The sequence below is a fragment of the Plantactinospora sp. WMMC1484 genome, from assembly GCF_049315195.1.
In the GTDB taxonomy this organism is placed as follows: domain Bacteria; phylum Actinomycetota; class Actinomycetes; order Mycobacteriales; family Micromonosporaceae; genus Plantactinospora.
In genome coordinates this window covers 5,918,386-5,943,003 of the sequence record NZ_CP186055.1, presented here as the reverse complement: position 1 = coordinate 5,943,003, position 24,618 = coordinate 5,918,386, and the positions used below count along the sequence as shown (strand labels likewise).

Here is a 24,618-nt window from a genome sequence, read left to right as displayed (position 1 = left end):
GCTCAGGCCCTGGCGAGCGGGACCTCGACCAGGTGCTCGGCGACGAACCAGGCCTGCAGTTCGCCGGTGCGGAGCACGTTCGAGACCAGCAGGTCGTTGCTGCCGTCGTCGCCCATCTCGGCCACCCGCCCGGCGGCGTCGCGAACATCGATCAGGATCAGTTCGTGTGCCTCCAGTAGCCGGGAGAGCATCACCGGCACCTGCTCGGCGCCGTTCGGTGGCCGGGGGATCCGGGTGATCTCGGCGACGTGTCGGGGATCGCCGACCGCCACACCGCCGAGCGTCTGCACCCGCTCGGCGATCATGTCGACAAGTGCGAGTTGCTCGCCGGCGTGCTTGTCGAGCAGCAGGTGGAGTTGGTAGAAGGTGGGTCCGCGCATCAGCCAGTGGTGCTTCTTGTAGAGGGCGTACAGGATCTGGGTGTCGGCCAGGACCCTGTTGAGCCGCTCGCAGGAGTACATCCGGGCGTCCGAGGAGAGCCCGAGCGGGAACTGCCGGACGGTGCCGAACTCCTGGATCCGCCCGTCCTGCTGGTGCAGCCATGGCTGGCTTCCCACGGCGTGGCCCGGACCGCTCATCGCAGGCTCCTTTCGACCGGTGACCGTACTGGGAGACAGCCGGCTACCCGGGCGGAAGGCCGTCAAACCGCCGGGCACGCCGCCCGGGCGGGTGGCTGGGCCGCCGCCCGGCCACCCGCTGGATGACCGTCGGGCCCCGGCGGCCTAGACTCGTGAGCATGGGGTACCCGGCATGATCAGCGGCCTCGCTCCGGTCGCGCCGTACGGTCATGTCTGTTGGGCCTACGACGACCCGGCGGTCTTCGAGCACCGCGCCCGGCACTTCCTTGCCGAGGGGCTCGCGGCCGGTGAGCGGGTCTGGTATGTCGCGACCGGGTCGCCGGAGCGGGTCGTCGAGCGGCTGCGCGGCAGCGCCGGGTTCTCCGAGGCCCTGCGGCGGGGCGCCGCGCAGGTCGTCGCGCTCGGTGAAACATATCCGGGCGGCGTGGTCGATCCGCTGGGGCAGTTGCAGAGATACGCGGCCGCGACCGACGAGGCGGTGGCCGCCGGCTACGCCGGGCTGCGGGTGGCTGCTGATGCGACACGCCTGGTGCGTACTCCCGCCCAGCTTGCGGCGTTTGCCCGCTACGAGCATGCCGTCGACAGATACATGCGGATCCGGCCACTCTCGGCGATGTGCGGCTACCACCGGGCCGAGCTGGGCGACCGGACGGTGGCCGCGCTGGCCTGCCTGCACCCGGTGAACAACGTCGCCGAGGTGCTCTTCCGGCTCTACGCCTGTGCCCCGGGTGACGGCGCCGCCGCACTCGCCGGCGAGCTGGACGTCTTCAGCCACCAGCAGTTCGCCACCGCGCTGGAGCACGCCGACCTGAGCCCGGTCGGCGGTGAGCTGGTGGTGGGGGCGGGGGAGCTCCGCTTCATCGACCACCACTGCCTGACCCAACTGCGCGACTACGCCGGAGGCCGGGCCGCCACCGCGGTGCTGCGGACCCAGCGGACCGCCGCCGCTCGCCTCGTCGAGCTGCTGGGTCTCACCGGCCTGCGGGTCGAGGCGGTGCGATGAGGACAGGCGCCGCCGCCGGTCACGAGGGTTACTACCACGAGGCCGTGCCCTACCACTCCGACGAGGAACTGCTTGCCGTCGCGCTGCCCTTCCTGCTCGGCGGGGTCGCCGCGGGAGAGCCGACGGTGGTCTCCTTCGGCGAGCGCACCGCGGCACTGGTCCGGGCCGCGGTCCCGGCAGACTCGGCCGTCACGTTTCTGCCCGGTGGCGACCTCTACGCCCGTCCGGCCGTCGCGATCCGGTCCTACCAGCGGATGCTGGCCGGATACGTCGCCGAGGGCGCCCAGCAGATCCGGATCATCGGCGAGGTGCCCCGAGCGGCCCTCGGCGCGACCTGGGACTGGTGGGCCCGGTACGAGTCGGCGGTCAACCACGCGTACGACAGCTTTCCGCTCTGGAGCATGTGCGCGTACGACACCCGGATCACTCCGGCGCCGGTGCTGGCGGACGTGCTGCGTACGCATCCCCGGGTGGCCACGGCGGACGGGGAGCACCGGCCGAGCGAGACCTACACCGAGCCGAAGGTGTACCTCTCCGAGGACCGTGCCCTGCTGCCCGATCCGCTCCAGTCCACGACGCCGCTGGTCGAGTTGGTCGACCCGTCGCCGACCCAGGCTCGGCACGCGGTCTACGGGACCGATCCGGGCACCCTGCGTGCCGACGAGATCGAGGACCTGGTCGTCGCGGTGAGCGAGACGGTGACCAACGCCCTGCGGCACGGCCGTCCACCGGTACGCTTCCGGCTGTGGAGCGGCACCGACCGCATCATCGTCGCGGTCAGCGACGGCGGTGGCGGGCCGGAGGACCCCTTTGCCGGGTTGCTGCCGGCGGCGGCCGACGGCGCGGGCGGTCTGGGGTTGTGGATCACCTTCCAGTCGTGCAACCACGTGACGTTCAACCGCGCCCCGAGTGCCTTCACGCTGCGGCTCACCGCCGGCAATCCGCACTTCAGCCGATGACCGAACGGCGGGGATCGCGCGGGGCCGCCCGGGTCGCCCGGCCGGCGCGGGTCGGGAGGGGCTGATGCGGATCCGGGCGATGGAGCCGGGCGACGCCGCCGAGGTGCTGGCGATCTACCAGGCCGGGCTGGACACCGGGCAGGCCAGCTTCGAGACCGAGGCGCCGACCTGGCCAGCGTTCGATTCCGGCCGCCTCCCGGTGCACCGGCTGGTCGCGGTGGAGGACGATGGTGGCGTACTCGGCTGGGTGGCGGTCACGCCGGTCTCCGCCCGGGCCGTCTACGCCGGAGTCGTCGAACACTCCGTCTACGTCCACCCCGCCGCCCAGAACCGGGGCGTGGCGCGGGCCCTGATGGCGGCGCTGATCGTCTCGACCGAGGCCGCCGGGATCTGGACCATCCAGTCCGGGATCTTTCCGGAGAACGCGGCCAGCCTGACCCTGCACGAGCGGGTCGGCTTCCGGGTCGTCGGCGTACGGGAACGGGTCGGGCGCCACCACGGCAAGTGGCGCGACGTGGTCCTGCTGGAGCGCCGCAGTCCCACGATCGCCTGAGGGTCGGAGGCGCGACGCAGGCGTTGCCTCACCTGGCGCGGGCGTGACGTGCGCGGCGCGACCCCTGTCCGGACGCCTTCGCAGCGACGATACTGAGTAGTGATCAACCGGGACCACCTGTTGATCAACCGGTCCCGGCGATATTGCATACGGTATCCACCGCGACGTATGGTGGAGTTCCGGTCGACGCGGATGGAGGTGGGGTTGCCATGGCCAGTCCGGACGCCTCGATGACGGATCGGGTGCGGGCACTGGTCGCCGCACATCGCGGTGACCGCGGTGCGCTGTTGCCCATCCTGCACCGGATCCAGGACGAGTTCGGTTACGTCGACTCCGATGTCGTGCCGGTGCTCGCGGCCGAGTTGAACATCTCCCGCGCCGACGTGCACGGCGTGGTCACCTTCTACACCGACTTCCGTGCCGAACCGGCCGGACGGACCGTGGTCAGGCTCTGCCGCGCCGAGGCCTGCCAGTCGGTCGGCGCCGAGGCGCTGGTCGCGTACGCGGAGCGGACGCTCGGCGTCAAGGTCGGACAGACCACACCGGACGGTTCGGTCACCCTGGAGCAGGTGTTCTGCCTGGGCAACTGCGCACTTGGCCCGGCCGGCCAGATCGACGAGCGGGTCCACGGGCGGCTCACCCCCGCCCGGCTGGACGCCCTGCTGACAAAGGCGGTGGACGCATGACGGCCCCGGTGACGGTCTACGTACCTCGCGACTCGGCCGCGCTCTCGATGGGCGCCGACCTGGTCGCCGCCGAGATCGAGCGGGCGGCGGCCGAGGCCGGCCGGGCCGTCCGGGTGGTCCGGAACGGTTCGCACGGCATGCTCTGGCTCGAACCGCTGGTCGAGGTGGTGACCGCGGGCCGCCGGATCGGCTACGGTCCGGTCGCGCCGGAAGCGGTCGCCGACCTCGTCGCCGCAGGGCTGCTCGACGGTGCCGACCACGAACTCTGCCAGGGCGTCGTCGCCGAACTGCCGTGGCTGCGCGACCAGACCCGGCTCTGCTTCGCCCGGGTCGGCGTGACCGACCCGCTCTCCCCGTCCGACTACGTCGCGCACGGCGGCCTGGCCGGGCTACGCCGGGCCCTCGAACTGTCCCCCGCCGAGGTGGTCGCCCAGATCACCGAGTCCGGGCTACGCGGCCGGGGCGGCGCCGGCTTTCCGGCCGGGATCAAGTGGAAGACCGTCGCCGACACCCCCGGCGGGCTGAAGTTCGTCTGCTGCAACGCCGACGAGGGCGACAGCGGCACCTTCGCCGACCGGATGCTGATGGAGGGCGATCCCTTCACCCTGATCGAGGGGATGGCGATCGCCGCGTACGCGGTCGGCGCGACCGAGGGCTACGTCTACATCCGCTCCGAATATCCCGACGCCATCCGCACCATGCGCCAGGCCATCGGCATCGCCCGCGAAGAGGGTTGGCTCGGCGGCGACGTCTGCGGCTCCGGGATCCGCTTCGACCTGCACGTCCGGGTCGGTGCCGGCGCATACATCTGCGGCGAGGAGACCGCGATGCTGGAGAGCCTGGAGGGCAGGCGCGGCATGGTCCGGGCCAAGCCGCCGATCCCGGCGATCACCGGTCTCTTCGGCCGGCCGACGGTGGTGAACAACGTGCTGACCCTGGCCTCGGTCCCGGTGATCCTCGCCGAGGGGGCGGCGGCGTACCAGGCGTTCGGGGTGGAGCGGTCCCGGGGCACCCAGGTCTTCCAACTGGCCGGCAACGTCGCCCGGGGCGGCATCTTCGAGACCGCCTTCGGGATGACCCTGCACGACCTCGTGCACACCTACGGCGGCGGCACCCGCACCGGTCGGCCGGTCCGTGCCGTGCAGGTCGGTGGGCCGCTCGGGGCGTACCTGCCGGCGAGCGGGCTGGACCTGCCGATGGAGTACGAGGCCTTCGCCGCAGCCGGCGCGATGCTCGGGCACGGTGGCGTCGTGGTCTTCGACGACACGGTGGACATGGCGGCGATGGCCCGCTTCGCCATGGAGTTCTGCGCCGAGGAGTCCTGCGGCAAGTGCACCCCGTGCCGGGTCGGTGCGGTCCGGGGCGTCGAGGTGATCGACAAGATCACCGCCGGCCAGGACCCGGACGGCAACCTGGCCCTGCTGGGTGACCTCTGCGAGCTGATGACCGAAGGGTCGCTCTGCGCGATGGGCGGCCTGACACCGATGCCGGTACGCAGCGCACTGCTGCACTTTCCGGACGACTTCACCGCCAGGGGGGAGACGTCCGCCGGCCGATACGAGGAGGCCAGACCATCGTGAGCGAGCGTAGCGAGCGAACCAGCCAGCTCGGTGCCGACGTGCCCCATGGCGGCACGGGACGGAGCGGAGTGGCGTCATGAGTTTGCTGAAGGAACCCGATCTCGGTACGCCGGCCCGACCCGGCCCGGCGACCGTCACCGTCGAGGTGGACGGGCACCCTGTCGTCGTACCCGAGGGCACCTCGGTGATGCGGGCGGCAGCGCTCCGCGGAATCGACATCCCGAAGCTCTGCGCCACCGACAGCCTGGAGGCGTTCGGCTCCTGCCGGCTCTGTCTGGTGGAGATCGACGGCCGGCGCGGCACCCCGGCGTCCTGCACCACCCCGGTGGCCGAGGGGATGCGGGTGCGCACCCAGTCGCCGAAACTGGAGAAGCTCCGCCAGGGCGTGATGGAGCTCTACATCTCCGACCACCCGCTGGACTGCCTGACCTGCTCGGCCAACGGCGACTGCGAGTTGCAGGACATGTCCGGCGTGGTCGGGCTGCGCCAGGTCCGGTACGGCTACGACGGCGCCAACCACCTCGACGAGAAGACCGACTCCAGCAACCCGTACTTCGACTTCGAGGCGTCCAAGTGCATCGCCTGCTCCCGCTGTGTGCGGGCCTGCGGTGAGGTGCAGGGGACGTTCGCGCTGACCATCGAGGGGCGCGGCTTCGGCTCCAAGGTCTCGGCCGGCGGCACCGACTTCATGAGCTCCGAGTGCGTCTCCTGCGGCGCCTGCGTGCAGGCCTGCCCGACGGCGACCCTCCAGGAGAGGTCGGTGGTGCAGCTCGGGATGCCGACCCGCAGCGTCGTCACCACCTGCGCGTACTGCGGAGTCGGCTGCTCGTTCAAGGCGGAGCTGCGCGGTGCCGAGCTGGTCCGGATGGTGCCCCACAAGGACGGCGGGGCCAACGAGGGGCACTCCTGCGTCAAGGGGCGGTTCGCCTTCGGCTACGCCACCCACCCCGACCGGGTGCTGACCCCGATGCTCCGGGAGAGCGTCACCGACGAGTGGCGCCCGGTCGACTGGGAGACCGCGATCTCCTACACCGCCACGAAGCTCAGGGAGATCCAGGCCCGGCACGGTGTCGGCGCGATCGGCGGCATCACCTCCTCGCGTACCACGAACGAGGAGGTCTACGTGGTGCAGAAGATGATCCGGGCGGCGTTCGGCAACAACAACGTGGACACCTGCGCCCGGGTCTGCCACTCGCCGACCGGGTACGGCCTGAAGCAGACCTTCGGCACCTCCGCCGGCACCCAGGACTTCCGCTCGGTGGCGAAGTCCGACGTGATCATGGTGATCGGTGCGAACCCGACCGACGGGCACCCGGTCTTCGCCTCCCGGATGAAGCGCCGGCTGCGTGAGGGCGCCAAGCTGATCGTGGTCGACCCGCGCCGGATCGACCTGGTCCGCTCGCCGCACATCGAGGCCGCGCACCACCTCCAGCTTGCTCCCGGCACCAACGTGGCGGTGGTGAACGCGATGGCGCACGTGGTGCTCACCGAGGGACTCGTCGACCGCAGCTTCGTCGCGGAGCGCTGCGAGGACTTCGACGGCTGGGCCGACTTCATCGGGCGCCCCGAGAACAGCCCGGAGGCGGTGGAGGAGCTGACCGGGGTGCCGGCCGAGGAGCTGCGCGCGGCGGCCCGGCTCTACGCCACCGGCGGCAACGCGGCGATCTACTACGGCCTCGGCGTGACCGAGCACAGCCAGGGCTCGACAATGGTAATGGGCATGGCGAACCTGGCGATGGCGACCGGCAACATCGGCCGGGAGGGCGTCGGGGTCAACCCGCTGCGCGGGCAGAACAACGTGCAGGGCTCCTGCGACATGGGGTCGTTCCCACACGAGCTGCCCGGCTACCGGCACATCTCCGACGACGTGGTCCGGGGCGTCTTCGAGAACATGTGGGGGAGCGCCCTGCTGCCCGAGCCGGGGCTGCGGATCCCGAACATGTTCGACGCGGCGATCGACGGGACCTTCCGGGCGATCTTCGTGCAGGGCGAGGACATCGCGCAGTCCGACCCGAACACCAGGCACGTACACGCCGCGCTGGCGGCGATGGAGCTGGTGGTGGTGCAGGACCTCTTCCTCAACGAGACGGCGAAGTTCGCGCACGTCTTCCTGCCCGGCACCTCCTTCCTGGAGAAGGACGGCACCTTCACCAACGCCGAGCGGCGGATCAACCGGGTGCGCCCGGTGATGCCGCCGAAGACCGGCAAGCACGAGTGGCAGATCGTCGCCGAGATCGCCCAGGCGATGGGCTATCCGATGCGGTACGACGACCCGAGCCAGATCATGGACGAGATCGCCGCCCTCACCCCGACCTTCGCCGGGGTCTCCTTCGACAAGCTCGACAAGCTGGGCAGCGTGCAGTGGCCCTGCAACGACGCCGCACCCGAGGGCACCCCGATCATGCACGTCGACGGCTTCGTCCGGGGGAGAGGACGGTTCGTGCAGACGCCGTTCGTGCCGACCCGGGAGCGGAGCACCCGGAAGTTCCCGCTGATCCTGACCACCGGGCGGATCCTCAGCCAGTACAACGTGGGGGCGCAGACCCGGCGGACCGGGAACGTGGCGTGGCACCCGGAGGACGTACTCGAGATCCATCCGCACGACGCGGAGGTCCGGGGCATCAACGACGGTGACGAGGTCACCCTGGCCAGCCGGGTCGGCGCGACGTCGCTGCGCGCCGTCTTCTCCGACCGGATGCCGGTCGGAGTGGTCTACACCACCTTCCACCACCCGGTGACCGGGGCGAACGTGGTCACCACGGAGAACTCGGACTGGGCGACGAACTGTCCGGAATACAAGGTGACGGCGGTCCAGGTCGGCCTCAAGAATCCGCCGGCACCGGTCGGCGCGACCGGGGCGGAGCACCGGCTCCCGGCGATGGCGGACTGAGCCGATGTCGCCACAGGTCAGGCTCGCCAACGAGATCGCCGTGCAGTTCCAGCACCAGGCGCCGGAGCGGGCGGCGGCGGCGATCGCCGAGCACATCCGGGCGTTCTGGGACCCCCGGATGCGGGCCGAGTTGGTGCACCGGGCCGAGGCCGAGCCGGAGGCGCTCGACCCGCTCGCCCTGGCCGCCGCCCGGCAGCTGTAACCGCAACCACTGTTTTCGCTCCGTCGTGGCCCCGCGCATCCGGCGCGGGGCCACGACCCGGTGACGAGTGTTACGGGGCGGGTGAACTGCCGGCGGGACCAAACCGGGTTCTTGACTTGCTTTCCATACTGCATACAGAATTCTGTAGGTACTAGGTGTCATCGAGCCTGCCAGGGAGGCGCCGTGCCCGGACACGAGCTCCGCTACGACGTGAACTGCTCGATCCTCTTCACCGAACTGCCCCTGCTGGAGCGCCCGGCGGCGGCCAGGGCGGCCGGTTTCGACGCGGTCGAGTTCTGGTGGCCGTTCGCCGAGGCCGTGCCGCCAGCCTCGCAGGTGGAGGCGTTTCTCGCGGCGCTCTCCGACGCCGACGTGCAACTCGTGGGGCTGAACTTCTTCGCTGGCGACATGCCCGGCGGCGACCGGGGCGTCGTGTCCTGGCCCACCCGCTCCGCCGAGTTCCGGGAGAACGTCGAGCTGGTGGCGATGATCGGCGCCGCCACCGGCTGCCGCTCCTTCAACGCCCTCTACGGCAACCGGATTCCGGACATCCACCCGGGCACCCAGGAGGAGACCGCGGTGGCCAACCTCGCCTTCGCGGCCTCCGCCGTGGCCCGGATCGGCGGCACCGTGCTGGTCGAGGCGGTGAGCGGGCCGCAACCCTACCCGTTACGCACCGCGACCGACGCCGTCGCCGTACTCGACCAACTGCTGGTCGAGCGCGACATCCGGAACCTCGCGTTCCTCGCCGACCTCTATCACCTGACCGTCAACGGCGACGACGTGCCCAAGGTGCTCACCGAGTACGCCGACCGGATCGGCCACGTGCAGATCGCCGACGCGCCCGGCCGGCACCAGCCCGGCACCGGCGAGATCGACCTCGACGGCCAGCTCGGCCAGCTCGAACGGGCCGGCTACCGCGGCTGGGTCGGCCTGGAATACCTGCCGAGCGGACCGAGCGCGGAGAGCTTCGATTGGCTGCCCCGGCACCGCCGGGGTGGCGGCGCCGACCAGACCAACGAAGGGGATGGCTGAGATGACCAGCATCGGGATGATCGGCCTCGGCATCATGGGCGGTCCGATGGCCGTCAATCTGATCAAGGCCGGCTACGACGTCGTCGGTTACGACGTCAGCCCGGCCCGCAACGTGGCCCTCGAACAGGCCGGCGGCAAGGTCGCCGCCGGCATCGGCGAGCTGGTGCGACAGGTCGACACGGTGATCACCATGGTCCGCGACTCGGCCGACGTCGAGGCGGTCGCCCTCGGCGACCAGGGCATCCTGGCCAACGCTCGCCCCGGGCAGCTCCACGTCGACATGAGCAGCATCTCGCCGACCACCGCCCGGCAGGTCGCCGAGGCCGGCCGGGCCCGCTCGGTGCGGGTGCTGGACGCCCCGGTCAGCGGCGGCGAGGCGGGCGCGGTCGAGGGCACCCTCTCCATCATGGTCGGTGGCGAGCCGACGGACTTCGCGGCGGCCCGGCCGATCCTGGAGGTGCTGGGCGGCACCGTCGTGCACGTCGGCCCGGCCGGCGCCGGCCAGACCGTGAAGGCGGCCAACCAGCTCATCGTCGCGGGCACCATCGAGCTGGTCGCCGAGGCGATCGTCTTCCTCGAGGCGTACGGGGTGGACACCGAGGCGGCGGTGAAGGTGCTCGCCGGCGGGCTGGCCGGCAACCGGATCCTGGACCGCAAGGCGGCCGGGATGCTGGCCCGGCAGTTCCAACCCGGCTTCCGGATCGACCTGCACCACAAGGACATGGGCATCGTCACCTCGGCGGCCCGGGAGGCCGGGGTGGTGATCCCGCTCGGCGCGGCGGTGGCCCAGCTCATCGCGGCACTGAGGGCACAGGGCGACGGCGGCCTCGACCACAGCGCCCTGCTCAAGCTCGTCGAACAGCTCTCCGGCCGGCCGACCCGCTGACCCGGTCGCGCCGATGGGACACGTGCTGCTGGCGCCGGACAAGTTCAAGGGCTCGCTGACCGCCGCCGAGGTTGTCCGGCACCTGGCCGTCGGCCTCCGCCGGGCCGCACCCGGCATCGAAGTACGCGGCTTCCCGGTCGCCGACGGCGGCGAAGGCACCCTCGACGCGGCGGTCTCGGCCGGCTTCCGCCGGATACCGGTCACCGTGGCCGGGCCGACCGGCGCCCCGGTCCGGACGGCCTTCGCGCACGCCGACGGCGTTGCCGTGGTCGAGCTGGCCGACGCCTGCGGGCTGCGCCGCCTGCCGGAGGGGCGGCCCGAGCCGCTGCACGCGAGCAGCCGGGGCGCCGGCGAGGTGGTCCGGGCGGCCCTGGAACACGGCTGCCCGGAGGTGGTGCTCGGGCTGGGCGGCAGCGCGAGCACCGACGGCGGGGCGGGGCTGGTCCGCGCGTTGGGGGTGCGGCTGCTCGACGACCGGGGCACGGAGCTGCCGGCCGGCGGTGCGGCACTGCGCCACCTGCGCCGGCTGGACCTGGCCGGACTGCATCCGGCGGTCCGGCGTACCCGGTTCGTGGTCGCCGGGGACGTGGACAACCCGCTGCTCGGCCCGGCCGGTGCGGCCGCCGTCTACGGCCCACAGAAGGGCGCCACCGGCGAGGAGGTGGCGGTACTCGAGGCAGGGCTGCACCGCTGGGCCGACCTGGCCGAACCGGCGGTACGCGAGGCGGGGCTGCTCGGGCCGGCCGCGGCGGCAGGGCCGGTGCGCGACTGGCCGGGAGCGGGTGCGGCCGGCGGGGTCGGGTTCGCCGCGCTCGGCTTCCTCGGGGCTCGCTTCCGGGCCGGCATCGCGTACCTGCTGGACCTGCTCGGCTTCGCGGCGGCGGTGACCGGCGCCGATCTGGTGATCACCGGTGAGGGCTCGCTGGACGCGCAGAGTCTGCGCGGCAAGGCGCCGGTCGGGGTGGCCGGGGCGGCGGCGCGGGCCGGCGTACCGGTCGTGGCGGTCGTCGGGCAGCTCGGTGTCGGCCCGGACGGGCTGCGTGACGCCGGTATCCGGGCGGTCTATCCGCTGACCGACCTCGAACCGGACCCGGCGGCCTGCCTCGACCGGGCCGCCGACCTGGTGGCGGCGACCGCCGAGCGGGTGGCTGCCGACTGGCTGGAGCCGGTGGCATCGTCCCATCGCCGACGGCGGTCCTAGCCCAGCCGCCTCCTGACCCGGTCGGTCTCGTACGCCCAGATGGCGATCTCGACCCGGTTACGGGCGCCGAGCTTCGCCATCAGGCTCGCGATGTGCGTCTTGACGGTGCTGAGGCTGATGTGCAGCTCGCCGGAGATCTCGGCGTTGGTGCGGCCGCGTGCGACGGCGAGGAGCACCTCCTCCTCCCGCTCCGTGAGCGGGTCGACCGGCTGCCTCGGCGGTGTGCCGGGCCCGGCGTCGGCAAAGGCCCGCAGCAGCCGGGTCGTGACGGTCGGCGCGATGAGTGCCTCGCCGTCCGCGGCGGCGTGCACGGCCTGGCTGAGCAGGGCCGTGCCGGAATCCTTGAGCAGGAACCCACGCGCACCGGCGCGGAGCGCCGCGTAGACGTACTCGTCGAGGTCGAAGGTGGTGATGACGACGACGGCGAGCGGATCGGCGACGGCGGGTCCGGCGAGCCGGCGGGTGGCCTCGATGCCGTCCATGCCGGGCATGCGGATGTCGAAGAGGCAGACGTCCGGGCGCAGCCGCCGGGCGAGCTCGACGGCCCGGTGGCCGTCGGCGGCCTCGCCCACCACCTCGATCCCCGGCTGGGCGTCGAGGATCATCGCCAGCCCGGTGCGGACGATCTCCTGGTCGTCGGCGACGAGCACCCGGATGGTCATCCCCCGATCATCCGGCGGCTCCGGCGGGCGTCCCGGTGCGGGGCAGCGCCACCGTCACCGTCCAGCCCCGGTCGGGGTTGGGACCGGCCTCGCAGGTGCCGCCGAGCAGACCGGCCCGCTCCGTCATGCCGACGATGCCGAACCCGCCGGGACCGGTCGGACCGGAGGGTCGGACCGGGCCGAGGTCGCCGTCGTCGCTGACCTGCAACCGCACCGACCCGGCGTCGGCCGCGACCCGGACCTCGATCCGGGTGGCGCGCCGGGCGTGCCGTCGCGCGTTGGTCACCGACTCCTGGGCGAGCCGGTAGATCGCGGTGCCGATGGTCGACGGGATGCCGTCGAGGTCGCCGAGCAGCTCCACGTCGACCACGGGACCGGGCGCCGCACGGCTCGCCAAACCGGCGATCTCCGGGATGCCCGGGCTCGGCGCCAGCTCCGCGGGCTCGGCGTGGCGCAGGGCGCGGACCATCGTACGCATCTCGGCGAGCGCCCGGGTCGCCTCGGCCTCGATCACCCGGAGCGCGTCGACCGCCGCTTCCGGCCGCGCCTGCGCCACGGCGATCCCGGCCTGGGCCCGGATCGCCATCGCCGAGACGTGGTGGGCCACGGTGTCGTGCAGGTCGCGGGCGAGTCGCTCCCGTTCGCGCAGCTTGGCCTGGTCGAGCCCGCGGGCCCAGAGCCGTGCCCGGTAGCGGAACGTGGTGGCGAGGGCGAGGGCCGCGAGCATCACCGCGAAGCCGGCTACCACGTCTGCGAGGCCGAGGTGGCCGAGGGCGGCCGAGAGGCAGATCTTGCCGAGCACGATCGCTCCGCCGGCCACCATCTCCGGGCCGGAACCCCAGCGGAACAGGGCGTACGGCAGGAGCAGCAGGTACGCCCCGCTGACCAGATCCGGCTCGTGGCCGAGGAGGAGCGGGGCGACGCCGGTGGTGGTGAAGGCGACCGCGACCATCGGCAGCGGCCTGGTCCGGCGCCACAACAGCGTGGGCACCAGGGCGAGCGCGACGGTCAACGCGTAGCCGCGCGTCGAGACCGGCAGGTCCGGCCGGAAGAGTCCTTCGACGATCACGAGCGGTGCGACCACGCCGACGAGCGCCCAGTCCCGCCAGACCCGCACCGGCGGGTCTGCGGCCCGGGGCTCGGTCCAGACGGAGCGGAGCAGCTCGCGCACGCCCCGATGGTACGCAGCCCGCGCGGCCGGCGGATTGGCCCAAAGTACGGCTCGGCTCCCCGACCAATGGCCGGGGCGGCCCCGGCCCGCGCTCCGATGAGTCCCGCCGCGCGTCCCGCGACCATCGACAGGTGACGACCCAAGTGGGCTCGCGCACCGTGTGAAGGGACTCCGCCGTGACACACTCCGCCAGGTCAGACCGGTTGATCCTGACCGGCCTGCTGCTGCTCGCCGCCGTACCGGTGCTCGCCGGCGGCCTCCGGCTGGTCGAGCTGGCCGGCGGCGCCCAGGTGCTGTCGGACGGTGACCGGATCGGCTCGGCACCGGTGCCGGTGCTGCTGCACATCGTCTCCGTCACGGTGTTCAGCGTTCTCGGCGCCTTCCAGTTCGCGCCCGGCTTCCGTCGGCGTCACCGGCGCTGGCACCGGTTCGCCGGGCGGCTGCTGCTGGTCCCGGCCGGCCTGCTCACCGCGCTGACCGGTCTCTGGCTGACCCTCTTCCTGCCGCCCGCGGCCGTGGACAGCAGGGCGCTGGCGGTCATCCGGGTGGTGGTGAGCAGCTATCTGGCCGCGGCCCTGCTCCTCGGCTTCCTCGCGGTCCGGCGGCGCGACTTCGGCACACACCGGGCGTGGATGATCCGGGGCTACGCGATCGCCATGGGTGCCGGTACGCAGTTCTTCACGCAGGTGGCCTGGATCGTCTCGGTCGGCGCGCTCACCGCGGCGAGCAGGACCGGCACCATGGCCGTCGCCTGGCTGATCAACGTGGCCGTCGCGGAATGGGTCATTCGGCGCCGGAGCCGTCCACTGCGGACCCGCGAGCGCGTCCTCGCCAACTCCCAGCGGCAGCACTAGGCTGGCCCGCATGTCACACCCGTCCCCCGACACGGGTTCGCCTCGGAAGCTGGTGTGGGCCTCCGACCAGGTGATCACCCAGATCAGACGGCAGGTCCAGCCGCGGATCAGCCTGCCGAGAAAGCTCGCGGTGGCGGGGCTGGCGCCCCTCGTCCTCACCTGGGTACCGGCCTTCGCCGTCTTCGCGGCCATGACCGTCGCCGTGCCTTCGACGACCGACGGAGCCGGTGTCGGAAGGACGGCCTTCTGGGCGGTGCAGTTCGCCGTCCTGCACGCGATCGCGTCGGTGCTGACCGCGCTGTGGCAGCATGCCACCAGCGGCGACACGGCGGACGCGGAGGGGGCGGATTCCTCGTCACCGTTCCAGATCGCAGGATATCTACTACTCACCGTCGTCTTCGCGGGGGCGGTGCTGGCGCTGCAGGGCCTTGCGATCAATCAGATCGTCTGGCTGACGGCCGTGCTCCTCGTCGTGCTGCACCTGCTGCCCGTGCTCGTCGCCAGGCTGCTGGGTCGACGCCGGGGGCGAGGCCGGTCGGGTCCGGCCCAGGCCGGACCGCCCGATGGCAGTTGACCTGCCGCCTGCCAGAGGCACGTGACGGCGTAGCAGGTCCGGCTACGGCGACGCCGCCACCCGGACGACGGTGTCGCAGTGGCGAGCCGTTCCGGCCGACGGGGCGGCGACCGGCGGCCCGGCGGCCGAGCTCGGCACCGGCCGCGATGCCGGCTCCGGTGCCTCGTGTGCCACCGGGTCCGGCGCCGGAAGCGCGTTCCCGGCGGCGGGGAGCGGGAGGAGTTCGACCTCGGCGCCGGACCAGCCCGGCGGCACGACCGCGAGCGCGTCCGCCCCGGCGGCGCCCCACAGCGATCCGGGCCGGTCGTGCCCGACGGGAAGCGCACCCGACCCGATCCGGACGACCGGGACCAGCCGGGTGTCCCGGTCGTGCGGGATCACCGGCGCGGCGAGCCGGGCGGTCAGCGTCGGCGGTTCGGTCCGGCCGGCGAACCGGCCGAGCAGTGGGTGGAGCAGGGTCAGCACGGCGGCCAGGGCCGCGTACGGGTTGCCGGGCAGCCCGACGACGAATCGGCCGTCCGGCAGGATGGCGAGCAGTTGCGGATGCCCCGGCCGGCAGGCGACGCCGCGTACCGGCACCTCGGCGGCGAGTGTGTCGAGGGCCCGTCGCAGGTGGTCGGCGGCCCCGGCCGAGGTGGCCCCACAGACCACCAGCACATCGGCGTCGGAGCGGAGCAACGCGGCGACCAGTGTGGACGCGTCGTCGGCGATCCGGATCTCCCAGGCCGGCTCGGCCCCGGCGGCCCGGAGCAACCCTGGCAGCATCGGCCCGATGGCGTCCCGGACCTGTCCCGCCGCCGGGATGCCGGCGGTGCGCAGCTCGGTTCCGGTGAGCACCGTGCCGACCCGGGGCATGCGGTGCACGGTCAGGGTGTCGTGCCCGAGGCTGGCGGCGAGCCCGAGCACGACCGGGTTGACGACCGTGCCGGCGGGCAGCACCTCGTGGCCGGCCGGGCAGTCCTCGCCCCGGCGGCGTATGTGCCGGCCGGGCTCGACTGCGCCGTCGACGGTCCGGCCGGTGCGGCTGGCCCGCTCGTAGCGGAGCACGGCGTCGGCGCCGGCCGGCACCACGGCACCGGTGCCGATCTCGACCGCCTCGCCGGGGGCCAGCGGGGTGGGCCGGCCCGGATCGCCGGCCAGCACCCGCCCGGTGAGCTGCCACGGGCCGGGGCCGGCCACCGCGTAGCCGTCCATCGCGGCGGCGTCGTAGGCCGGCAGTGGGGAGAGCGCGACGAGCGGCACCGCCAGGGTGCAGCCGAGCGTCCCGGATAGCGGGCGTCGCACGCGGCCGAGCGGCCGGGCCGCCTCGCGGGCGTGCCGCCGGGCCTCGGGCCAGGTGACGGCGCTCATCGTCCGGCGTCCCGCCGAGGCCACTCCTCGGCCAGCCGGCCGAGCCGGTCGTCGATGGCCTGCCGGGTCCACTCGTCCAGCACGCTCATGCCGTCTCCTCGTCTCTGTCCGGCCGGCCTGGACAGCCGCCCGAATGTGATGGACAATACTGCACAAGACATACAGTATACAGTTGTCGGTTTGGGGGCACCAGATGACGGACTCCAGCAACGACACGGCGGTGCGTGAGATCAGCGACCTCTACGGCCGCCGCTACCGGATCGGCGAGACCGATCGGGCCCTGCTGGGCCGGTCCAGGAGCTGGATGCTGGTGCTGCCCTGGGCCGCGATGCTGGCGATCAGCCTGTTCCAGTACGGCTTCGGCGCCGCCCTGCCCACCCTGGTCGTCGGCAACGGCTGGCAGCTGACCGAGGCGTTCGCCGTGCTCGGCGTCTGGGTGGTCTGCCAGGCGGCCAGCTCGCCGCTGGCGGGCTGGTGGTACCGGCGGGTGCGCGGCCGGCTCGTCGCGCCGATGCTTGTCGGCGCGGCCTGCTGCCTGGTCGCGCTCCTCACCCTGGCGTACCGCACCGAGCTGGCCACCGTGCTGCTCGGCTACGGGGTGCTCGGCGGCATCGGGGCCGGAATCGTCTACATGACCTGCATCGCCTGCGTCACCGAGTGGTTCCCGGAGCGGATCGCCGGCCGGGTGGCGGTGGTCGGCGCCGCGTTCGGCTACGGGTCGATCCCGTTCGTGGTGCTCGCCGGCTACCGCCTCGACGCCGGCAACCGACAGGCCCTGCTCGGCGGCACCGCGCTCGCCGTCTTCGCGGTGGTGGCCGCCTGCGGCGTGCTGATGCGCAAGCCGCCGCGCAACTGGTGGCCGGCACAGATCGATCCGCAGCGCTGGGCGGTGGACCGGCGGCTCAACCGCAGCATCCCGCACAACCGTCCCGCCGCCCGCCCCTTCCCGCCGAGGGCGGCGGTGCGCAGCGGCATGCTGCCGATGATGTTCGTGGTGGTGGTGCTCACCGCGACGATGGCGCTCTTCGACATCGCGTACCTGGCCGGTGCCGCGTACACGCTGGGGCTGCCGGCGCTGACCCTGGTGGCCGGGATCGGCGCGCTGGCCGCGTCGAACGGGCTCGGCCGGGCGGTGACCAGCTCGCTCTCGGACCGGATCGGCCGGCGCGGCACGCTCGGCCTCTCCCTGCTGGTCGGTGGGGTGGCCCAGTTCGGCCTGCTCGCGGCGGCGGCCAACGACAACCACGCCGCCGCCGTGGTCGGCTTCGCCGCGCTGGCCGGTGCGGGCACCGGAGCCGGCTACTCGCTGCTGGTCAGCATGGTCCGGGACTGGTTCGGCGACGCCGCCACGGTGGCCAACTACGGCATCGTCTACAGCGGCAAGGCGCTCGGCGGGCTGCTCGGCATCGTGCTCGCCGCCCTGGTGGTGAGCACCCCGGAGTCGGTGCTCCCGTTCCTGGTCGCCGGCTCGCTCGGCCTCTTCGGCGCGGCGCTGACCCGCTGGATGCGCCAGCCCGGACTCGCCGTGGTCCGGCTTCCGTCGCCGCTCTCCGCCGACCGGCTCTAGCGCGATGGGACGGGTGACGAGCCGGCGACGGCTGGTCCGGATCGTCGACGGGACGGTCAGCGAGCCGCTGGACACGCTGGCGGCCGAGGAGCCGCTGGAGATCCGGGTGCACGGGCGCCCGCTGGTGGTGACGATGCGTACCCCGGGCGACGACTTCGACCTGGCCGCCGGTTTCCTGGTCAGCGAGGGGGTGGTGCGGTCCGCAGGGCACGTCGCCGGCATCCGCTACTGCGCGGGCGCCACCGCGGACGGGGTGAACACCTACAACGTGGTCGACGTGGTGCTGGCGGCCGGAGTGGCGCCGCCGGATCCCTCGCTGGAGCGCAACTTCTACACCACCTCCTCCTGCGGCCTCTGCGGAAAGGCCAGCCTGGACGCGGTGCGTACCGTGGCGGCCTGGTCGGTGCGGGACGATCCGCTGCGGCTCGACCCCGACGTGGTCAGCACGTTGCCGGAGACGCTGCGGGCCGCCCAGCGGGTCTTCGACCGGACCGGTGGGCTGCACGCGGCGGCGCTCTTCTCCGCCGACGGGCGGTTGCACTGCCTGCGCGAGGACGTCGGGCGGCACAACGCGGTGGACAAGGTCGTCGGCTGGGCGCAGCGCAACGGGCGGTTGCCGCTGCGCGGCACCGTGCTGATGGTCAGCGGGCGGGCCTCCTTCGAGCTCGTGCAGAAGGCGGTGATGGCCGGCATACCGGCGCTGGCCGCGGTCTCCGCACCCTCCTCGCTCGCCGTCGACCTCGCCGACGACGCCGGGCTCACCCTGGTCGGCTTCCTCCGCGGCGCCTCGATGAACGTCTACGCCGGAGCACACCGGCTGAAGCGGCCTACCCCGAGCACGCTGCCGGCCTGACCACACCGGCTCCGGCACGGTCGGGGGAGGGCCGGCGGTCCGGGGTGCGCGAGGTCCGGGCGGAGGTGTCGGACTCCGCCCGGACCGGCGCCGACCTCGGGTACGCCCCGCCGGGTGCCGGCGGCGTCCGCCCGCCCTCGGCATCCGGCGTGACCGTCGGCGATCAGGGTGCCCAGCAACGTTCCGTGGCTCGGTGTGCCGGCAACGTTCCAGGCTCAGCGCGCCAGCAGCGTCTCGCGCATCAGGGCGGCGGTCTCGGACGGGGTCCGGCCGACCCGGACCCCGACCGCCTCCAGCGCTTCCTGCTTGGCCAGGGCCGTGCCGGCCGACCCGGAGACGATCGCGCCGGCGTGCCCCATGGTCCTGCCCTCCGGAGCGGTGAACCCGGCGACATAGCCGACCACCGGCTTGCTGACGTGCTCCGCGATGTACGCCGCCGCCCGCTCCTCGGCGTCCCCGCCGATCTCGCCGATCATCACGACCGCGTCCGTCTCCGGATCGTCCTCGAAGGCCCGGAGACAGTCGATGTGGGTGGTGCCGACGATCGGGTCACCGCCGATGCCGACGCAGGTGGAGAAGCCGAAGTCGCGCAGCTCGTACATCATCTGGTAGGTGAGGGTGCCGCTCTTGCTGACCAGGCCGATCCGGCCCCGCTTGGTGATGTCTGCCGGGATGATGCCGGCGTTGGACTGACCGGGACTGATCAGCCCGGGGCAGTTCGGCCCGATGATCCGGGTCCGGTTGCCGGTGGCCCGCGCGTACGCCCAGAACTCGGCGGTGTCGTGCACCGGGATGCCCTCGGTGAGCACCACGGCCAGGTCGAGTCCGGCGTCGATCGCCTCCACCACCGCGCCCTTGGCGAACCGGGGCGGCACGAAGACCACCGTCACGTCCGCCCCGGTCGCCCGGACCGCCTCGGCGGCGGTGTCGAAGACCGGGATCCCGTCGACGTCCCGGCCGCCCTTGCCCGGGGTGACCCCGGCGACGACGTTGGTGCCGGCGGCGACCATCCGGCGGGTGTGCTTTGTCCCCTCGGTGCCGGTGATGCCCTGCACGAGCACCCTGCTCCGCTCGGTGAGGAAGATTGCCATGACCGTCACGCCCCCTTGCCGGCGAGTTCGGCGGCGAGGGTCGCCGCACCGTCCATCGTGTCCACCAGCCGTACGCCGGGGAGCGCGGCCTCGGTGAGGATCTGCCGCCCCCGGGCGGCGTTGTTGCCGTCGAGCCGGACGACCAGCGGCTTGCTGATCGCCTCGCCCCGCCCGGCGAGCAGCCCGACCGCCGCGACGATGCCGTCGGCGACCGCGTCGCACGCGGTGATCCCGCCGAAGACGTTGACGAAGACGCTGCGCACGTCGGGGTCGCCGAGGATGATCTCCAGGCCGTCCGCCATCACCTCGGCCGAGGCGCCGCCGCCGATGTCGAGGAAGTTCGCCGGCCGGACCCCGCCGTACCGTTCGCCCGCGTAGGCGACCACGTCCAGGGTGCTCATCACCAGGCCGGCGCCGTTTCCGATCACGCCCACCGAACCGTCCAGCTTGACGTAGTTGAGGTGTTTCTCGGCGGCCCGCGCCTCCAGCGGGTCGGTGGCGGTGACGTCGACGTACCGCGTGTGCCCCGGCTGGCGGAACCGGGCGTTGTCGTCCAGTGTCACCTTGCCGTCCAGCGCCCGTACGCTGCCGTCCGCCAGCCGGGCCAGTGGGTTGATCTCGACCAGGGTGGCGTCCTCGGAGCGGAAGACGTTCCAGAGCCGCACGAGGACCCGGGCGACGTCCTCGCGTACCTCGTCGGGCAGGCCGGCGGCGACGGTGAGCCGGCGTGCGGCATCCAGGTCGAAACCGCCGGCCGGGTCCACCCAGGCGCGGGCGAGCGCCTCCGGGCTCTCGGCCGCGACCTGTTCGATCTCGACGCCGCCCCGCGCCGAGACCAGGGCGAGGAACGACCGGTGGGAGCGGTCGAGCAGGAACGAGACGTAGTACTCGTCGACGATGTCGCTGGCCTCGGTGACCAGCACCCGGTGCACGGTGTGGCCCTTGATGTCCATCCCCAGGATCGCGTCGGCGACGTCCCGGGCGTCGTCCGGTCCGTCGGCCAGCCGCACTCCGCCGGCCTTGCCCCGGCCGCCGGTCCTGACCTGGGCCTTGACCACCACACGTCCGCCGAGCTCGGCGGCTGCCACGTGGGCCTCGTCCGGGGTGCCGGCCACGCGGTTGCGACTGACCGGTACGCCGTGCTTGGCGAAGAGTTCCTGTGCCTGGTGCTCCAACAGGTCCACCGGGCCTCCCTTCTTCTCGACCTTCGGTGGGTTGCCTCGCCACCCCTCGGCGGGCCGGACGGGCGGAAAACGTCCCGCTACCCCCTAGACACTCCGCTGTTACATGGGCCACGATATTGCCTACCCCATACGGTATGCAATCCCGAGATGCACGGCGGGGCGCGCACAGGAGGTTGGCAATGGGTAAGGCACTGGAGGGCGTACGGGTCCTCGACATGACGCACGTGCAGTCCGGCCCCTCGTCCACGCAGATCCTGGCATGGCTGGGTGCGGACGTGATCAAGTTGGAGGCGCCGGGCCAGGGTGACATCACCCGTTCCCAGCTACGCGACATCCCCGAGGTGGACAGCCTCTACTTCACGATGCTCAACGGCAACAAGCGCAGCATCACCCTGAACATGAAGCACGACCAGGGCAGAGAGGTCTTCACCCGGCTGGTCTCCGGGGTGGACATCCTGGTGGAGAACTTCGGTCCCGGCGTGGTGGAGCGGTTCGGCTTTCCCTGGGAACGGCTCCAGGAGATCAACCCCGGGCTGATCTACGCCTCCATCAAGGGCTTCGGCCCCGGCCGGTACGCCAACTTCAAGGCATACGAGGTGATCGCCCAGGCGATGGGTGGGGCGATGAGCACCACCGGCTTCGAGGACGGGCCGCCGACCGCCACCGGGGCGCAGATCGGCGACTCCGGCACCGGCATCCACCTGGTCGCCGGCATCCTCGCCGCGCTCTACCAGCGCACCCACAGCGGGCGGGGACAGCGGGTCCAGGTCGCCATGCAGGACGCGGTGCTCAACCTCTGCCGGGTCAAGCTCCGCGACCAACAGCGGCTGGCGCACGGCCCGCTGGGGGAGTACCCCAACGAGAGCTTCGGCGACGAGGTGCCGCGCTCCGGCAACGCCTCCGGCGGCGGCCAGCCCGGCTGGGCGGTGCGCTGCGCCCCGGGCGGTCCGAACGACTACATCTACGTGATCATCCAGCCGGTGGGCTGGAAGCCGATCTGCGAGCTGATCGGCAAACCCGAGCTCGCCGACGACCCGGCCTGGAACACCCCGCAGGTGCGCCTCTCCAAGCTCGACAAGGCGTTCGCGCTGATCGAGGAGTGGACCGAGCGGCACACCAAGCAGGAGGTCATGGAGAAGCTCAACGCGTACAACATCCCGTGCGGGCCGATCATGTCGACCCGGGAGCTGATCGAGGACGAGACGCTGGCCCAGCTCGGCTCGGTGGTCGAGGTCGACCATCCGGCCCGGGGGGCGTACAAGACGGTGGGCAACCCGATCAAGCTCTCCGACTCGCAGGTCGAGGTGGGGCGCTCCCCGCTGCTCGGCGAGCACACCCTCCAGGTCCTCGGTGAGCTGGGCTACTCCGCGGAGCAGGTCGGCGAGCTGCGCGCCGCCGGCGCCATCTGATCCCGCAGCACCTTCCTAAGGAGACGACGCACATGCCATCTTCCGACAGCAACTACGACCGCGAGGCCGTGCGGCGGGTGCTGGACCAGGCCAGCGCGGAGGGCCGGAGTTCGCTGACCGCCCCCGAGGGGCGGCTGGTGGTCGAGGCGTACGGGATCGCCACTCCGGGCGAAGGGCTGGCCGGCAGCGCCGACGAGGCGGTGGCGCTGGCCGAGCGGATCGGCCTGCCGGTCGTGCTGAAGATCGTCTCGCCGGACATCCTGCACAAGACCGAGGCCGGTGGGGTCCTGGTGGGGCTGCGCACCCCGGCGGAGGTGGCCGCAGGCTATGACACGATCATCGCCAACGCCGGGGCGTACCGGGCGGATGCGAAGATCATCGGGGTGCAGGTCCAGCAGCAGCTCGACGCCGGGCACGAGGTCATCGTCGGTACGGTCACCGACCCGACCTTCGGCAAGGTGGTCGCCTTCGGCCTCGGCGGCGTACTCGTCGAGGTGCTCAAGGACGTCACGTTCCGGCTCGCCCCGACCGACACCCCGACCGCGCTGTCGATGATCGACGGGATCGCCGCGGCCGAGATCCTGCGCGGCGTACGCGGCGCCGAGCCGGCCAACCGGGAGATCCTGGCCGACCTGATCGTTCGGCTGTCGGACCTGGTCACCGACTTCCCGGAGCTGGCCGAGGTGGACCTCAACCCGGTGCTGGCCACCGCCACCGGCGCCACCGCGGTGGACGTGCGGATCCTGGTCGACCCGGACGCCGCCGCGCAGCCGGAGCGCTTCTCCGACGAGGAGATCCTGGCCAGCATGAACCGGATCATGCGGCCCGCCTCGGTCGCGGTGATCGGCGCCTCCGCCGAGGCCGGCAAGATCGGCAACTCGGTGATGAAGAACCTGGTGAACGGCGGCTACCAGGGCGAGATCTACCCGATCAACCCCAAGGCCAGCGAAATCCTGGACCGCAAGGCGTTCGGAAGCATCGCCGAGGTGCCCGGCCCGGTCGACGTGGCGGTCTTCGCCATCCCGGCCAGGTTCGTGCCGCAGGCCCTGGCCGAGGCCGGCGCCAAGGGCGTCGCCGGGGCGATCCTGATCCCGTCCGGCTTCGGCGAGACCGGCAACCACGAGCTGCAGGCCGAGGTGGTCAGGATCGCCCGCGAGCACGGCGTACGCATCCTCGGGCCGAACATCTACGGCTACTACTACACCCCGGAGAACCTCTCGGCGACCTTCTGCACCCCGTACGACGTCAAGGGCGGGGTGGCGCTCTCCTCGCAGAGCGGCGGCATCGGGATGGCCATCCTCGGCTTCAGCCGGGCCGCCCGGATGGGCGTCTCCGCGATCGTCGGGGTCGGCAACAAGGCCGACATCGACGAGGACGACCTGCTGACCTTCTTCGAGAACGACCCGAACACCCAGCTCGTCGCGATGCACCTGGAGGACCTCAAGGACGGCCGCTCCTTCGCCGACACCGCCCGCCGGGTCTCGAAGAGCAAGCCGGTGGTGGTGCTCAAGGCCGGCCGCACCCAGCAGGGCGCGAAGGCGGCCAGCTCGCACACCGGCGCGCTGGCCGGCAACGACCGGGTCTACGACGACATCCTCCGCTCCAACGGCGTCATCCGGGCCCCCGGCCTGAACGACCTGCTGGAGTACGCCCGCGGCATCCCGCTGCTCCCCACCCCGCAGGGCGAGAACGTCGTCATCATCACCGGCGCCGGCGGTTCCGGGGTGCTGCTCTCGGACGCCTGCGTGGACAACGGCCTCACTCTGATGGAGATCCCGCCGGACCTCGACGAGGCGTTCCGTGCCTTCATCCCGCCGTTCGGCGCGGCCGGCAACCCGGTGGACATCACCGGCGGGGAACCGCCGGCCACCTATCGCAACACCATCGCCCTGGGCCTGACCGACCCCCGCATCCACGCGCTGATCCTCGGTTACTGGCACACCATCGTCACCCCGCCGATGGTCTTCGCCGAGCTGGTCGTCGACGTGGTCGAGGAGTTCCGGGCCAGGGGCATCCACAAGCCGGTGGTCGCCTCACTCGCCGGAGACGTCGAGGTCGAGGAGGCCAGCGAGCACCTCTACCGGCACGGGATCGTCGCCTATCCGTACACCACGGAGAAGCCGGTCGCGGTGCTCGGCGCCAAGTACCGGTGGGCCCGCTCCGCGGGTCTGCTCAACGGCACACCGGAGGGCCGCTGAGCAATGCACGGCAGTTCCACCCGACCAGGCAGTTGGAGGGGCCACTAGCGACACGGCGACCCGCTCCGCGGCCAGGGGTCAACGGACACATGCGTCGGAACCGGCCCGTCCTCCGGTTCCGTACGACGTCAC

At 72.4% G+C, this 24,618-nt stretch carries 22 protein-coding genes; 16 read left to right on the top strand and 6 right to left on the bottom strand.

What is annotated here, in order from left to right:
* Positions 1 to 2 precede the first annotated feature (2 nt).
* Positions 3 to 578, bottom strand: coding sequence for a Dps family protein (locus ACN28C_RS25745; RefSeq protein ID WP_422770110.1), 576 nt, complete (start codon positions 576 to 578; stop codon positions 3 to 5).
* Between the two features lie 172 nt (positions 579 to 750).
* Between ACN28C_RS25745 and ACN28C_RS25740 the strand changes: the two genes are divergently transcribed.
* The 10 genes from ACN28C_RS25740 to ACN28C_RS25695 all read left to right on the top strand — a co-directional run bounded on the left by ACN28C_RS25740 (position 751) and on the right by ACN28C_RS25695 (position 11,573).
* Positions 751 to 1,581 carry an MEDS domain-containing protein gene (locus ACN28C_RS25740; RefSeq protein ID WP_422770109.1) on the top strand — a complete coding sequence of 277 codons (831 nt, stop codon included), beginning with the start codon at positions 751 to 753 and terminating at the stop codon, positions 1,579 to 1,581.
* Entirely contained in the window at positions 1,578 to 2,540 is a 963-nt protein-coding gene (locus ACN28C_RS25735) for an anti-sigma factor RsbA family regulatory protein (protein ID WP_422770108.1), read from the top strand. The genes ACN28C_RS25740 and ACN28C_RS25735 overlap by 4 nt, the downstream gene beginning before the upstream one ends.
* A gap of 64 nt (positions 2,541 to 2,604) precedes the next feature.
* Positions 2,605 to 3,093, top strand: coding sequence for a GNAT family N-acetyltransferase (locus ACN28C_RS25730; protein ID WP_422770107.1), 489 nt, complete (start codon positions 2,605 to 2,607; stop codon positions 3,091 to 3,093).
* Between the two features lie 209 nt (positions 3,094 to 3,302).
* Positions 3,303 to 3,779: a formate dehydrogenase subunit gamma gene (locus ACN28C_RS25725; protein WP_422770106.1), complete on the top strand. Its 477-nt coding sequence runs from the start codon at positions 3,303 to 3,305 to the stop codon at positions 3,777 to 3,779.
* A complete protein-coding gene (locus ACN28C_RS25720; protein ID WP_422770105.1) occupies positions 3,776 to 5,359 on the top strand; it encodes a formate dehydrogenase beta subunit in 1,584 nt (527 codons plus the stop codon). Before ACN28C_RS25725 ends, ACN28C_RS25720 begins: the two co-directional genes overlap by 4 nt.
* Positions 5,360 to 5,435: 76 nt before the next feature.
* Complete coding sequence (fdhF, locus tag ACN28C_RS25715; protein ID WP_422770104.1) at positions 5,436 to 8,249, top strand: formate dehydrogenase subunit alpha; 2,814 nt, start codon at positions 5,436 to 5,438, stop codon at positions 8,247 to 8,249.
* Between the two features lie 4 nt (positions 8,250 to 8,253).
* Positions 8,254 to 8,451 carry a formate dehydrogenase subunit delta gene (locus ACN28C_RS25710; protein WP_422770103.1) on the top strand — a complete coding sequence of 66 codons (198 nt, stop codon included), beginning with the start codon at positions 8,254 to 8,256 and terminating at the stop codon, positions 8,449 to 8,451.
* A 183-nt stretch (positions 8,452 to 8,634) separates the two neighbouring features.
* On the top strand, positions 8,635 to 9,486 hold the full coding sequence (locus ACN28C_RS25705) for a hydroxypyruvate isomerase family protein (RefSeq protein WP_422770102.1): 852 nt from the start codon (positions 8,635 to 8,637) through the stop codon (positions 9,484 to 9,486).
* Position 9,487: 1 nt separating this feature from the next.
* The gene (locus tag ACN28C_RS25700; RefSeq protein ID WP_422770101.1) at positions 9,488 to 10,372 is read left to right on the top strand and encodes a 2-hydroxy-3-oxopropionate reductase; all 885 of its coding nucleotides are present in this window, start codon (positions 9,488 to 9,490) and stop codon (positions 10,370 to 10,372) included.
* Between the two features lie 13 nt (positions 10,373 to 10,385).
* Positions 10,386 to 11,573 (top strand): glycerate kinase, encoded by a 1,188-nt coding sequence (locus ACN28C_RS25695; protein ID WP_422770100.1) that lies wholly within the window; start codon positions 10,386 to 10,388, stop codon positions 11,571 to 11,573.
* On the opposite strand, the gene ACN28C_RS25690 is transcribed toward ACN28C_RS25695, so the two are convergent.
* Complete coding sequence (locus ACN28C_RS25690) at positions 11,570 to 12,235, bottom strand: response regulator (RefSeq protein WP_422770099.1); 666 nt, start codon at positions 12,233 to 12,235, stop codon at positions 11,570 to 11,572. The two genes, ACN28C_RS25695 and ACN28C_RS25690, sit on opposite strands and share 4 nt — an antisense overlap.
* A gap of 7 nt (positions 12,236 to 12,242) precedes the next feature.
* Entirely contained in the window at positions 12,243 to 13,406 is a 1,164-nt protein-coding gene (locus ACN28C_RS25685; RefSeq protein ID WP_422770098.1) for a sensor histidine kinase, read from the bottom strand.
* 176 nt (positions 13,407 to 13,582) lie between these two features.
* On the opposite strand from ACN28C_RS25685, the gene ACN28C_RS25680 reads away from it, so the two are divergent.
* Together ACN28C_RS25680 and ACN28C_RS25675 are read left to right on the top strand one after the other, a co-directional pair.
* The gene (locus tag ACN28C_RS25680; protein ID WP_422770097.1) at positions 13,583 to 14,260 is read left to right on the top strand and encodes a DUF2306 domain-containing protein; all 678 of its coding nucleotides are present in this window, start codon (positions 13,583 to 13,585) and stop codon (positions 14,258 to 14,260) included.
* 10 nt (positions 14,261 to 14,270) lie between these two features.
* Entirely contained in the window at positions 14,271 to 14,834 is a 564-nt protein-coding gene (locus ACN28C_RS25675; protein WP_422770096.1) for a hypothetical protein, read from the top strand.
* A 42-nt stretch (positions 14,835 to 14,876) separates the two neighbouring features.
* Here ACN28C_RS25675 and ACN28C_RS25670 read toward each other — a convergent pair whose 3' ends face one another.
* Positions 14,877 to 16,184, bottom strand: a complete 1,308-nt coding sequence (locus ACN28C_RS25670) for a molybdopterin molybdotransferase MoeA (RefSeq protein WP_422770095.1) — start codon at positions 16,182 to 16,184, stop codon at positions 14,877 to 14,879.
* Between the two features lie 193 nt (positions 16,185 to 16,377).
* Here ACN28C_RS25670 and ACN28C_RS25665 point away from each other — a divergent pair, with 193 nt between their 5' ends.
* Positions 16,378 to 17,751: an MFS transporter gene (locus tag ACN28C_RS25665; RefSeq protein ID WP_422770094.1), complete on the top strand. Its 1,374-nt coding sequence runs from the start codon at positions 16,378 to 16,380 to the stop codon at positions 17,749 to 17,751.
* A 4-nt stretch (positions 17,752 to 17,755) separates the two neighbouring features.
* Positions 17,756 to 18,604 carry a formate dehydrogenase accessory sulfurtransferase FdhD gene (gene fdhD / locus ACN28C_RS25660; protein ID WP_422770093.1) on the top strand — a complete coding sequence of 283 codons (849 nt, stop codon included), beginning with the start codon at positions 17,756 to 17,758 and terminating at the stop codon, positions 18,602 to 18,604.
* A gap of 215 nt (positions 18,605 to 18,819) precedes the next feature.
* Here fdhD and sucD read toward each other — a convergent pair whose 3' ends face one another.
* Entirely contained in the window at positions 18,820 to 19,695 is an 876-nt protein-coding gene (sucD, locus tag ACN28C_RS25655) for a succinate--CoA ligase subunit alpha (protein ID WP_422770092.1), read from the bottom strand.
* Positions 19,696 to 19,700: 5 nt separating this feature from the next.
* Complete coding sequence (sucC, locus tag ACN28C_RS25650; RefSeq protein WP_422770091.1) at positions 19,701 to 20,879, bottom strand: ADP-forming succinate--CoA ligase subunit beta; 1,179 nt, start codon at positions 20,877 to 20,879, stop codon at positions 19,701 to 19,703.
* Positions 20,880 to 21,058: 179 nt separating this feature from the next.
* Here sucC and frc point away from each other — a divergent pair, with 179 nt between their 5' ends.
* Together frc and ACN28C_RS25640 are read left to right on the top strand one after the other, a co-directional pair.
* Positions 21,059 to 22,288, top strand: coding sequence for a formyl-CoA transferase (frc, locus tag ACN28C_RS25645; RefSeq protein WP_422770090.1), 1,230 nt, complete (start codon positions 21,059 to 21,061; stop codon positions 22,286 to 22,288).
* A 32-nt stretch (positions 22,289 to 22,320) separates the two neighbouring features.
* Complete coding sequence (locus ACN28C_RS25640; protein WP_422770089.1) at positions 22,321 to 24,486, top strand: acetate--CoA ligase family protein; 2,166 nt, start codon at positions 22,321 to 22,323, stop codon at positions 24,484 to 24,486.
* Positions 24,487 to 24,618 lie beyond the last annotated feature (132 nt).

What these genes read in the sequence shown, in the direction of transcription:
- ACN28C_RS25745 (WP_422770110.1), bottom strand. Translation starts at nt 578, where the DNA reads ATGAGCGGTCCGGGCCACGCCGTGGGAAGCCAGCCATGGCTGCACCAG.
- ACN28C_RS25740 (WP_422770109.1), top strand. Translation starts at nt 751, where the DNA reads ATGATCAGCGGCCTCGCTCCGGTCGCGCCGTACGGTCATGTCTGTTGG.
- ACN28C_RS25735 (WP_422770108.1), top strand. Translation starts at nt 1,578, where the DNA reads ATGAGGACAGGCGCCGCCGCCGGTCACGAGGGTTACTACCACGAGGCC.
- ACN28C_RS25730 (WP_422770107.1), top strand. Translation starts at nt 2,605, where the DNA reads ATGCGGATCCGGGCGATGGAGCCGGGCGACGCCGCCGAGGTGCTGGCG.
- ACN28C_RS25725 (WP_422770106.1), top strand. Translation starts at nt 3,303, where the DNA reads ATGGCCAGTCCGGACGCCTCGATGACGGATCGGGTGCGGGCACTGGTC.
- ACN28C_RS25720 (WP_422770105.1), top strand. Translation starts at nt 3,776, where the DNA reads ATGACGGCCCCGGTGACGGTCTACGTACCTCGCGACTCGGCCGCGCTC.
- fdhF (WP_422770104.1), top strand. Translation starts at nt 5,436, where the DNA reads ATGAGTTTGCTGAAGGAACCCGATCTCGGTACGCCGGCCCGACCCGGC.
- ACN28C_RS25710 (WP_422770103.1), top strand. Translation starts at nt 8,254, where the DNA reads ATGTCGCCACAGGTCAGGCTCGCCAACGAGATCGCCGTGCAGTTCCAG.
- ACN28C_RS25700 (WP_422770101.1), top strand. Translation starts at nt 9,488, where the DNA reads ATGACCAGCATCGGGATGATCGGCCTCGGCATCATGGGCGGTCCGATG.
- ACN28C_RS25695 (WP_422770100.1), top strand. Translation starts at nt 10,386, where the DNA reads ATGGGACACGTGCTGCTGGCGCCGGACAAGTTCAAGGGCTCGCTGACC.
- ACN28C_RS25690 (WP_422770099.1), bottom strand. Translation starts at nt 12,235, where the DNA reads ATGACCATCCGGGTGCTCGTCGCCGACGACCAGGAGATCGTCCGCACC.
- ACN28C_RS25675 (WP_422770096.1), top strand. Translation starts at nt 14,271, where the DNA reads ATGTCACACCCGTCCCCCGACACGGGTTCGCCTCGGAAGCTGGTGTGG.
- ACN28C_RS25670 (WP_422770095.1), bottom strand. Translation starts at nt 16,184, where the DNA reads ATGAGCGCCGTCACCTGGCCCGAGGCCCGGCGGCACGCCCGCGAGGCG.
- ACN28C_RS25665 (WP_422770094.1), top strand. Translation starts at nt 16,378, where the DNA reads ATGACGGACTCCAGCAACGACACGGCGGTGCGTGAGATCAGCGACCTC.
- fdhD (WP_422770093.1), top strand. Translation starts at nt 17,756, where the DNA reads ATGGGACGGGTGACGAGCCGGCGACGGCTGGTCCGGATCGTCGACGGG.
- sucD (WP_422770092.1), bottom strand. Translation starts at nt 19,695, where the DNA reads ATGGCAATCTTCCTCACCGAGCGGAGCAGGGTGCTCGTGCAGGGCATC.
- frc (WP_422770090.1), top strand. Translation starts at nt 21,059, where the DNA reads ATGGGTAAGGCACTGGAGGGCGTACGGGTCCTCGACATGACGCACGTG.
- ACN28C_RS25640 (WP_422770089.1), top strand. Translation starts at nt 22,321, where the DNA reads ATGCCATCTTCCGACAGCAACTACGACCGCGAGGCCGTGCGGCGGGTG.